The 8809-nt window shown below is 46.6% G+C and carries 8 protein-coding genes and 1 riboswitch; of the genes, 7 read left to right on the top strand and 1 reads right to left on the bottom strand.

The annotated features are described in order from the left end of the window. Positions 1-498: 498 nt before the first annotated feature. Positions 499-2241 (bottom strand): NFACT family protein, encoded by a 1743-nt coding sequence (locus Q0612_RS01485; protein ID WP_298879833.1) that lies wholly within the window; start codon positions 2239-2241, stop codon positions 499-501. A 274-nt stretch (positions 2242-2515) separates the two neighbouring features. Between Q0612_RS01485 and Q0612_RS01480 the strand changes: the two genes are divergently transcribed. The 7 genes from Q0612_RS01480 (at position 2516) to Q0612_RS01450 (ending at position 8807) form a co-directional block, all read left to right on the top strand. Next, on the top strand, positions 2516-3415 hold the full coding sequence (locus tag Q0612_RS01480; RefSeq protein ID WP_298879830.1) for a YicC/YloC family endoribonuclease: 900 nt from the start codon (positions 2516-2518) through the stop codon (positions 3413-3415). A 14-nt stretch (positions 3416-3429) separates the two neighbouring features. Next, entirely contained in the window at positions 3430-3696 is a 267-nt protein-coding gene (gene remA / locus Q0612_RS01475) for an extracellular matrix/biofilm regulator RemA (protein WP_009146168.1), read from the top strand. 7 nt (positions 3697-3703) lie between these two features. Beyond that, complete coding sequence (gmk, locus tag Q0612_RS01470; protein ID WP_298879826.1) at positions 3704-4339, top strand: guanylate kinase; 636 nt, start codon at positions 3704-3706, stop codon at positions 4337-4339. A gap of 67 nt (positions 4340-4406) precedes the next feature. After that, a complete protein-coding gene (rpoZ, locus tag Q0612_RS01465) occupies positions 4407-4595 on the top strand; it encodes a DNA-directed RNA polymerase subunit omega (RefSeq protein ID WP_148495367.1) in 189 nt (62 codons plus the stop codon). Positions 4596-4613: 18 nt separating this feature from the next. Then, entirely contained in the window at positions 4614-5822 is a 1209-nt protein-coding gene (gene coaBC, locus Q0612_RS01460) for a bifunctional phosphopantothenoylcysteine decarboxylase/phosphopantothenate--cysteine ligase CoaBC (RefSeq protein ID WP_298879824.1), read from the top strand. 275 nt (positions 5823-6097) lie between these two features. Then, a riboswitch (SAM riboswitch) is annotated at positions 6098-6206 on the top strand. Between the two features lie 102 nt (positions 6207-6308). Then, positions 6309-7487: a methionine adenosyltransferase gene (gene metK / locus Q0612_RS01455; RefSeq protein WP_298879822.1), complete on the top strand. Its 1179-nt coding sequence runs from the start codon at positions 6309-6311 to the stop codon at positions 7485-7487. Positions 7488-7688: 201 nt separating this feature from the next. Continuing rightward, on the top strand, positions 7689-8807 hold the full coding sequence (locus Q0612_RS01450) for an efflux RND transporter periplasmic adaptor subunit (RefSeq protein WP_298879820.1): 1119 nt from the start codon (positions 7689-7691) through the stop codon (positions 8805-8807). Positions 8808-8809 lie beyond the last annotated feature (2 nt).

Raw genomic sequence — 8809 nt, 5'->3', positions numbered from 1 at the left:
AGGCGTGTCGTAAGTAAGCTTTGCTTACTTACGACTGAGGATAGATAGCTGCGGATTAACTTAGCTTACTCCCATACTTTCTCTGTTCGCGAGAGGTATATCGTTCCAGTCAGTAGCAATTTTCACGTGCCCATAGGGCACAACGCAAATTTCGCATGGAACCAGGACGAAGTGCCGCAAAACTCGCGCTATGCTGAGAGATTTTTCTACAGTAGCTTGCTTAGCGCTCAGACAGTTGCGACACTTCTATGGTACCAGATGCTCATTTGCTAAAATTGCTATTCCTTACACGATATATCCCTCGCTCAGTTTATTTGAGTTCGATGTGCTTGACTGCTAATCAGTGTTCTCCTACAGAGTTACACTTACATTATAGATATTGCAATCTATATCTACACTCAAAAAGCTTCACCCAAACTTAAAAAGCGCCCTCAATTCATATTTCTATGAATCAGGGCGCGTTACTATATACTGACGTATTTAGTTTTGACTAAATCTTTATTTTAAATATTTTTGGATTAACTCCATATCAGGTGTTGTGTAATAAGTATTCTGGTTTGTAAAAATAACAAAGCCGGGCTTACTGCCTGCAGGCTTTTTTACATAGCGTCGTTGTACGCAGTCAACAGGAATATTGCTGCCATCACGCGCCTTACTGAAATATGCTGCAAGCTGCACAGCAAGGCTAATATCTTCCTGACGTGCTTCCGGCAGTGACGTTTTTAAAATAACGTGCGAACCAGGGATATCCTTGGTGTGGAACCATAAATCTTTAGGATTGCCCAAGGTAAAGGTAACATAATCGTTCTGCTTGTTGTTTTTGCCGATATACAAATCTGCTTCGGCATTTAAGCGGATATGCAATGGCTGTGATTTTTGCAGTCCAGCATTTTTCTTTTTTTTGCCGGTATCCTTGATCAAACCGTTGCTTAGCATTTCCTGATTGATTTCCTCAATTTCTTCCTTCGTTGTAGCGGTAAGCAGCGAAGCGTCCAGACTTTCCAGATAGGCAAGCATTTCTTCCGTAGATTCCTGCTGGATACGCACTTCGGTTTGAGCGCGTTTGTATTTATTATAGCGCTTGTAATAAGCCTGTGCGTTTTCCGTAGGCGATAGGATGGGGGAAAGGCTGACCGTAACCGGTTCGCCGTCATAAATATTGATCAGCTCGGCGCTTGTCTGGCCTTTTTTTATCTGATAGATATTGGCCATGATAGTATCTGCCAGCATACGCTGTTCCTCTGCATTGGCAGCATTAGCTAAATCTTCTTGCAGAGCCTGCAGCTTTTTTTTTAGTTTGGCGGTTTCGCTGTTCACCAGCTTTTGCAGCTGTTCATGGCGTGGAAGCTGGATAGGCTTCAGGCTGACAGCAAAATTCAGCGCACTGTTGATATCGGCAAATTCTTTGACCTGCATGCCTTCCTGCACATTTTGCGGAGGTAATACCAGTAAGGTTTTTACCTGATTAGTACGGCTGATGAGCGCATAGACAGGATGCTTGGCGGCCTGCGCCTGCAAATCTGTCTGCAGCTTGCCGATAACCTGTGCCAGGGACTGGCAGGCGGAGGTTTCCAGACGTACCTCCTGCGGCAGGATATCTGCAGCGGCTAAAAGCTCTAGCGTCGTCATTTTGCCGACACCGGTGGTAGCACTGATAAAGGCCTTGGCGAAGTTGGCTGCAGGCAGACTGTTGGCGGCCTGTACGATTTCCGACGGGTCAGCTGTCAAAATGTTAAAGCCTTCCTGTGGCGGGGGCGCAATATAGGCTTTGCCAGGCAGGATGGTGCGATAGCTGCTCTGTGCTGCGCTTACGTGCTTCAAAGAGTCGATGATAACATCATCCTGCGTAAGAATAATATTGCTGTTTTTACCGGTAAGCTCAAAAATAAGCTTTTTGGTAATAATTTTACTGGAGGCACCTAAAAGGTCAATTTCCAGTGTAATAATGCGGTCCAGGCCGCTCTGGCTGATTTTCGTGATGCGTCCTTCCTCCAGATGCTTGCGCAGAAGCATACAGAAGGTGGGTGGAGTTTCCGGGTTTTCCGGCAGCTGCTGCGGCAGGTAAAGCATACAGCTGCCGTTGTGCATATCGGCCAGCAGGCTGCTTGTATCGCGTGTTCTGCGGACGAGCAGCAAAAGTGACTGCGGATTGGGCATATATGCCTTATATATTTTGCTGCCAAGCAGCTCTTCGTTCAATGTATCTGTAAGCAGCTTTAAAGTTAAGCCTTCAATGTTCATAGGGACTCCTTTCTGTACAGACTCGGTAATTTTTTTGAGCCTGCGGGAAGTGAATGCAATTTATTAATTTATCATATTATACTCCATTACCTGCAACAAGTATAGCAAAACAGTAAGCGTCATTTCTTTATCTATGCGACGAAAAACGAAGAAAAATGCTGAAATCATTAGAGAAATGTGGTATAATAGATTTTCAAGATAAGATTGAAGCAAAAATACTTATCTTTTAAGCTGAAAAAATCACCTTTACTGGTGAAGATGGAGGAGGAAGCCTGTGTTAAAAAGTATGACCGGTTTCGGCCGTGGTTCCTATGAGGATGCAGATTTTTCTGTTAACATTGAAATGAAAACCGTGAACCACCGGTATAACGAGGTTGCTATCCGTTTACCGCGATTTTTGAATCCTTTGGAGGATAAAATCCGCAAAACTATTTTAAAAACCGTTAGCCGTGGACGTATTGATGTGTTTATTTCTGCTGATTATAATGTCAGCGGCAACTGCACTCTGAAGGTTGATAAAAACCTTGCTGCTGCCTATCATAAGGCATTGCAGGAGGTAGGCGTTGCTATCGGAGCCGACGCTGCAGGTATTAACGCTGCTGCAGAGATTCTCTATTTATCAAAATGTCCTGATGTAATTAACGTTAAGGAAGGCTTTTTTGATGTAGAAAGAGTTTGGCCCAAGGTTGAGCAGGCTGTTGAGCAGGCTGTTGCTAATCTGGTAGCTATGCGTGAAACAGAGGGTGGCAATATCTACGGTGATTTCATTTACCGTGCAGATCTGATTGCCGAAAAGCTGGCACAGATTGAAGAGCGTTCTCCCTTAGTTGTGGAAGAATATCAGGCTAAGCTGCAGGAGCGTCTGACTAATCTGCTGGCTGACAATAATATCAAGGTTGAGCCGGAACGTCTGCTGCAGGAGGTAGCAATTTTTGCTGACCGTACCAGCATTACGGAAGAAATTGTCCGCTTGAAGAGCCATATCAAGCAATTCAAGACCATTATTGCTTCCGACCAGCCGGTAGGACGTAAGCTGGACTTCCTTATTCAGGAATTCAACCGTGAAGCAAATACTATTGCTTCCAAAGCCAACGATTATACTATGGCGCAGATTGTTGTAGAAATTAAGGCGGAAATAGAAAAAATCCGTGAACAGATTCAGAACATCGAATAAAACTGGAGGAAGTTATGGATATAAAGCTAGTTAATATCGGCTTTGGCAATATTGTCGCAGCCAACCGCATTATTTCTATTATCAGTCCGGAATCAGCACCGATTAAACGTATTATCCAAGAGGCCCGTGATAAAGGCATGCTGGTTGATGCAACCTACGGACGTCGTACTCGTGCTGTAGTTGTTGTGGACAGCGGTCACATCATTCTGTCTGCGGTACAGCCGGAAACAGTGGCCAACCGTCTGGTGGCACAAACTGCTGATTCTGAAGAAGAGGAGTAATTGGATCATGAGCAACGATATTGATAATGTTACTCCCAAGGGAGTACTTCTTGTAGTATCCGGTCCGTCGGGAGCAGGCAAAGGAACTATTTGCCAGATGCTGAGAGACCAGCTGCCGGATTTAGGTTATTCTATTTCTGTTACTACACGCGCACCGCGCACGGGTGAAGTTGATGGAGAAAGCTATTTCTTCAAGACAATTCCCGATGTTAAGCAGATGATCGAAAAGGGCGAGCTGCTGGAATATGCTGAGGTATACGGCAATTATTACGGCACACCGCGCAAATACGTGGAAGAGCAGCTGGAATCCGGCCGTGACGTACTGCTGGAGATTGATATCCAGGGCGCTTTGCAGATTAAAAAGCGCTTCCCCGAGGGTGTTTTTGTTTTCATCGTACCGCCTTCCTTGGATGAGCTTTCCGCACGTATTTATAAGCGTGGTACCGACAGCGAGGATGTTATCAAACGCCGTATGGCTTCCGCAGCCAGCGAGCTGACCTACGCAGCGGAATATGATTATATCATCATTAATGATATTGCGAAAAAGGCAGCGCAAAAGGTACTTACAATTATGGAGGCTGAGCGTTACCGCGTAGCAAGAACATATTTTATTGTTGATAAGATTTGTAAAGCAAAAAAATAAATTTACATTATGCAGCAGTCTGCTGTGTGAACCATGAAATACTTAAAGGAGTGATTCTATAATGTCTATGGTAGATCCGTCTATTGACTATTTGGCAGAAAAAGTAGATAGCAAATATACTTTGGTTATTTTGGCAGCAAAAAGAGCACGCGAGCTCACTATTCCCGGCGTAAATTCTGCGGAAAAAGAGGTCAGCGCTGCGCTAAAGGAAATTGCTAACGATACTATTACCTACGAGCGTACTAAAAACGTATAACAGCGGGAGGGTAAAACCTTGTTAAAGGGCAAAAAAATTGTTTTGGGAGTAACCGGCGGTATTGCCGTTTATAAGGCTGTAGATCTTGTCAGCCGTCTGCGTAAGCAGGGCTGCGAGGTGCGTGTGGTCATGACCGAGCATGCGCAGCAGTTTGTTACTCCGTTAACCTTCAAGGAAATCAGCGGTAATGCTGTTGCTACCAGCATGTGGAACAGCAACCAGGAATTTAATGTTGAGCATATTGCTTTGGCAAATTGGGCAGACGCTTTCTTAATTGCGCCTGCTACCGCTAATATTCTGGCTAAAATGACCTATGGCATTGCGGATGATCTGCTGAGCACTACGCTTTTGGCAGCTCAGGCACCGATAGTTGTTTGCCCAGCAATGAATACCGGTATGTATCTTAATGCTGCAACTCAGGAAAATATCGCTAAGCTGCAAAGCCGTGGTATTACTGTAATGCCGCCTGCTTCCGGACATCTTGCCTGCGGCACCAGCGGCCCCGGCCGTCTGCCTGAACCTCAGCAGATTGTGGAGTTTATGAGTAGCTTTTTTGCCGGCCGAGAGGGCGACCTGCGTGGCCTGAAGGTACTCGTTACCGCAGCCGGTACACGTGAACCGATTGACCCCGTCCGCTTTGTCGGCAACCGTTCCAGCGGCAAGATGGGCTATGCCGTAGCTCAGATGGCTGCCGAGCGCGGTGCTGAGGTACTGCTTATCAGCGGTCCTTCTGCGCTTGCTGTACCGCCTAATGTGAAGGCTATTCAGGTTGAATCCACCAATGAAATGCTGGAGGCCTGCCTTGCAGCCTACGATGGCGTAGATATCGTTATCAAGGCAGCAGCAGTTGCCGATTACCGTCCGCGTGATGTGGCAGACCAAAAGATTAAGAAGAAAACAGATGACGCTCTGATTGTCGTTATGGATAAAAATCCGGATATCCTCAAAACCTTGGGTGCGAAGAAAACGCATCAGGTATTGGTTGGCTTTGCTGCAGAAACGCAAAATCTGTTAGCTAATGCTCGCGAGAAGGTAGTTAAAAAGAATCTTGATATGATTGTAGCCAACGATGTTACGGCTGCCGGTGCCGGTTTCAATTCCGATACCAATATCGTTAAGTTCCTCTATGCCAACGGCGATGTATGCGAGCTGGAGCAGATGCCGAAGGTTGATGTGGCGAACCGTATATTGGACGAGGCGTTGCGTATTCGTAAAGAGCGCGTGTAAGCGAGCGCGTATAAGGCCGCATCTGCGTCATGACTGCTCCTCGACGTACTAGAAGTACGCCGTCGTTGCAATCATATAGCATCTGCAGCCTTCTCCGCGCTCTTTGGAGTAGGGATTGCAAGGCTACGTATGCATTATGAATCCCTGTATAATAGAATTGAATTCTATTTAGCATCAGCAGTTGCAAAAAAGTATTTTCACATATTTTTCGTAAAAAAAGTACTTGTCATTATCTTGATTTTGTTATATAATGGCATCTGTAAACAATTTAACACAACTCATCAAGAGCGATGGAGGGAATGGCCCTGTGAAGTCGCAGCAACCATTGCAGTGTGACAGCTGTAAAACGGTGCTAAGTCCTGCAGTTTATCTGTAAGATGAGAATGCTAAGAGTAATAATTTAAGGCGTTCTCATTACGAGAACGCCTTTTCTTATACCATCTAAACACTCTCAACAACGTTTTTTATTTATGAAAGGAGCTACCAATGAGAAAATTATTTACTTCCGAATCCGTTACCGAAGGTCATCCCGATAAAATATCAGACCAAATTTCCGATGCTGTGCTTGATGCCATCCTGGCTCAAGATCCTAAAGGCCGTGTTGCTTGCGAAACTATCGTTACTACCGGTCAGGTTCACATTTTCGGTGAAATTTCTACCCAATGCTATGTTGATATCGCACACATTGCCCGCGAAACCATCAACAATATCGGCTACAACCGTGCAAAATTCGGTTTTGACGGCAACACCTGCGGTGTGCTGATTTCCATCGACGAGCAGTCCCCTGATATTGCTATGGGCGTTGACAAAGCGCTGGAAGCTAAGGAAGGCCAGGCTGCTGAGGAAGAAACCGGTGCCGGTGACCAAGGCATGATGTTCGGTTATGCAACCAACGAAACCGAAAGCTACATGCCGATGCCTGCATATCTGGCTAACAAGCTGGCTTTGCAGCTGACCAAGGTTCGTAAGGAAGGCGTGCTGCCTTACCTGCGTCCGGACGGCAAAACTCAGGTTACCGTTGAATATGATGACGGCAAACCTGTTCGTGTAGATACCATCGTTATTTCTTCCCAACATGCTCCGGAAGTTTCCAACGAGCAGATTCGCAAAGATATTATCGAAAAGGTTATTGCACCGATTGTTCCCGCAGAAATGTTGGATGCGGAAACCAAATACTACATCAACCCGACCGGCCGTTTCGTTATCGGCGGTCCTCAAGGTGACGCTGGTCTGACCGGCCGTAAAATCATCGTTGACACCTATGGCGGTATGGCTCGTCATGGCGGCGGTGCTTTCAGCGGCAAGGACCCATCTAAGGTTGACCGCAGTGCTGCTTATGCTGCACGTCACGTTGCTAAAAACATCGTTGCCGCAGGTTTAGCAGATAAATGCGAAATCCAATTGGCATACGCTATCGGCGTAGCACATCCGGTTTCCGTTCTGGTTGAAACCTTCGGCACCGGCAAAATCAGCGAAGACAAGATTGCTGAGCTGGTTCGCAAAAACTTCTCCCTGAGCCCGACCGGCATTATCCGTGAGCTGGATTTGCTGCGTCCTATCTACAAGCAAACTGCTGCTTATGGTCATTTCGGCCGTACCGATGTTGACCTGCCGTGGGAGCATACTGAAAAGGCTGCTGCACTGCGCGAGCAGGCAGGCCTGTAAGCTTAATTTAAAACTGTCGAAAGCACGCTGTCCGCAGCGTGCTTTTTCTATGCCTGCCGGCGGCTTTGCACTTGCTAACTTCTCTTGATAAGAGGTATAATATTACTATCTATAACTATAATTTGTCCACGATAAACTCAGCTGAATTTAAACTTACCCCATTATAATTAACCCAAGGGCATGGTGCAGGGAGGAAAGAAAGTGAATTTACAGAATCGCAAGGTTAAGATAGCGCTTGGCCTGCTGCTTGCGGTATGCGTAATTATCGGCTACCGTATTTACAGCAATATCCAGGCTGATAAGGCGCGTGCTGCTAAGCTGTCGCAGGTACGCAATGTGGCGGTCGTTACTGCTCACCCCGTAAGGCAGACGATTGTCCCGAGTCTGAGCTTTTCCGGCAGTCTGGACCCGGAATGGCAGGCAGAGGTTGCCGCTAAGGTGGACGGACGCTTGGAAAAGGTTTATGTCCGTGAGGGTGACCGTGTGAGCCGAGGACAGGTGCTGGCAATTTTGGAGCAGGCTGATACAGATGCTAATCTGTTAAGTGCCAAGGGCAGCTTTTTGGATGCACAGACAAGCCTGCGTAAGGCGGAAACAGATTTGCAGCGTTATGAAAAGCTATATGCTACGGGTGCGGTTTCGCAGCAAGTGGTAGATGATTACCGCTTTGCGCGTGATAATGCTGCAGCCAAGCTGGAGGCTGCCAGAGGCAGTCTGCGGGCGATGGAGTCTAAATCTGAGGGCACGGTGCTGACAGCGCCTGCTGACGGTATTATTTCTAAGCGTTATTATCAGGAGGGCTACTATGCAAAGGCAGGTACGCCTATTTTTGCCGTTGCTGATATCTCTATGCTGAAAACTACGATTCATATTCCCGAAGGCCAGATTGCCGGTGTACATGTCGGCAATGAAGCGAGCATTACTCTGCCTGCTTATCCTGGTAAAAAGCTGATAGGTAAAATTACCCGCATCGCTCCGGTTGCGGATTTGCCGGCGCATACCTTTGCGGCAGAGGTGAGCGTGGATAACAGCGAAGGTCTTTTAGCCGGCGTCTATGCCAACGTTACGCTTACAGCTTCACCTAAAGCTGATGTGCTGACTATTCCGGTGCAGGCTATTGTGATGCGTGATGACCAGCAGACGGTATTTGTTGCTGATGACAAGGGCGTTGTACAGCGTCGTGTGCTGAATGTCGGTTATACGAATGATAAGCTGGCTGAAATAGTGAGCGGACTGGATGAAAAGGATACTATTGTTATCGAAGGACATAACAAGCTGCGTGAAGGCAGCAGGATAGATTTGAAAAAGGCTGGTAAATAACG

Source organism: uncultured Phascolarctobacterium sp. (genome assembly GCF_937920985.1).
GTDB lineage: Bacteria > Bacillota > Negativicutes > Acidaminococcales > Acidaminococcaceae > Phascolarctobacterium_A.
This window is presented reverse-complemented; position numbering and strand designations above follow the sequence as displayed.

What these genes read in the sequence shown, in the direction of transcription:
- Q0612_RS01485 (WP_298879833.1), bottom strand. Translation starts at nt 2,241, where the DNA reads ATGAACATTGAAGGCTTAACTTTAAAGCTGCTTACAGATACATTGAAC.
- remA (WP_009146168.1), top strand. Translation starts at nt 3,430, where the DNA reads ATGGATATAAAGCTAGTTAATATCGGCTTTGGCAATATTGTCGCAGCC.
- gmk (WP_298879826.1), top strand. Translation starts at nt 3,704, where the DNA reads ATGAGCAACGATATTGATAATGTTACTCCCAAGGGAGTACTTCTTGTA.
- rpoZ (WP_148495367.1), top strand. Translation starts at nt 4,407, where the DNA reads ATGGTAGATCCGTCTATTGACTATTTGGCAGAAAAAGTAGATAGCAAA.
- metK (WP_298879822.1), top strand. Translation starts at nt 6,309, where the DNA reads ATGAGAAAATTATTTACTTCCGAATCCGTTACCGAAGGTCATCCCGAT.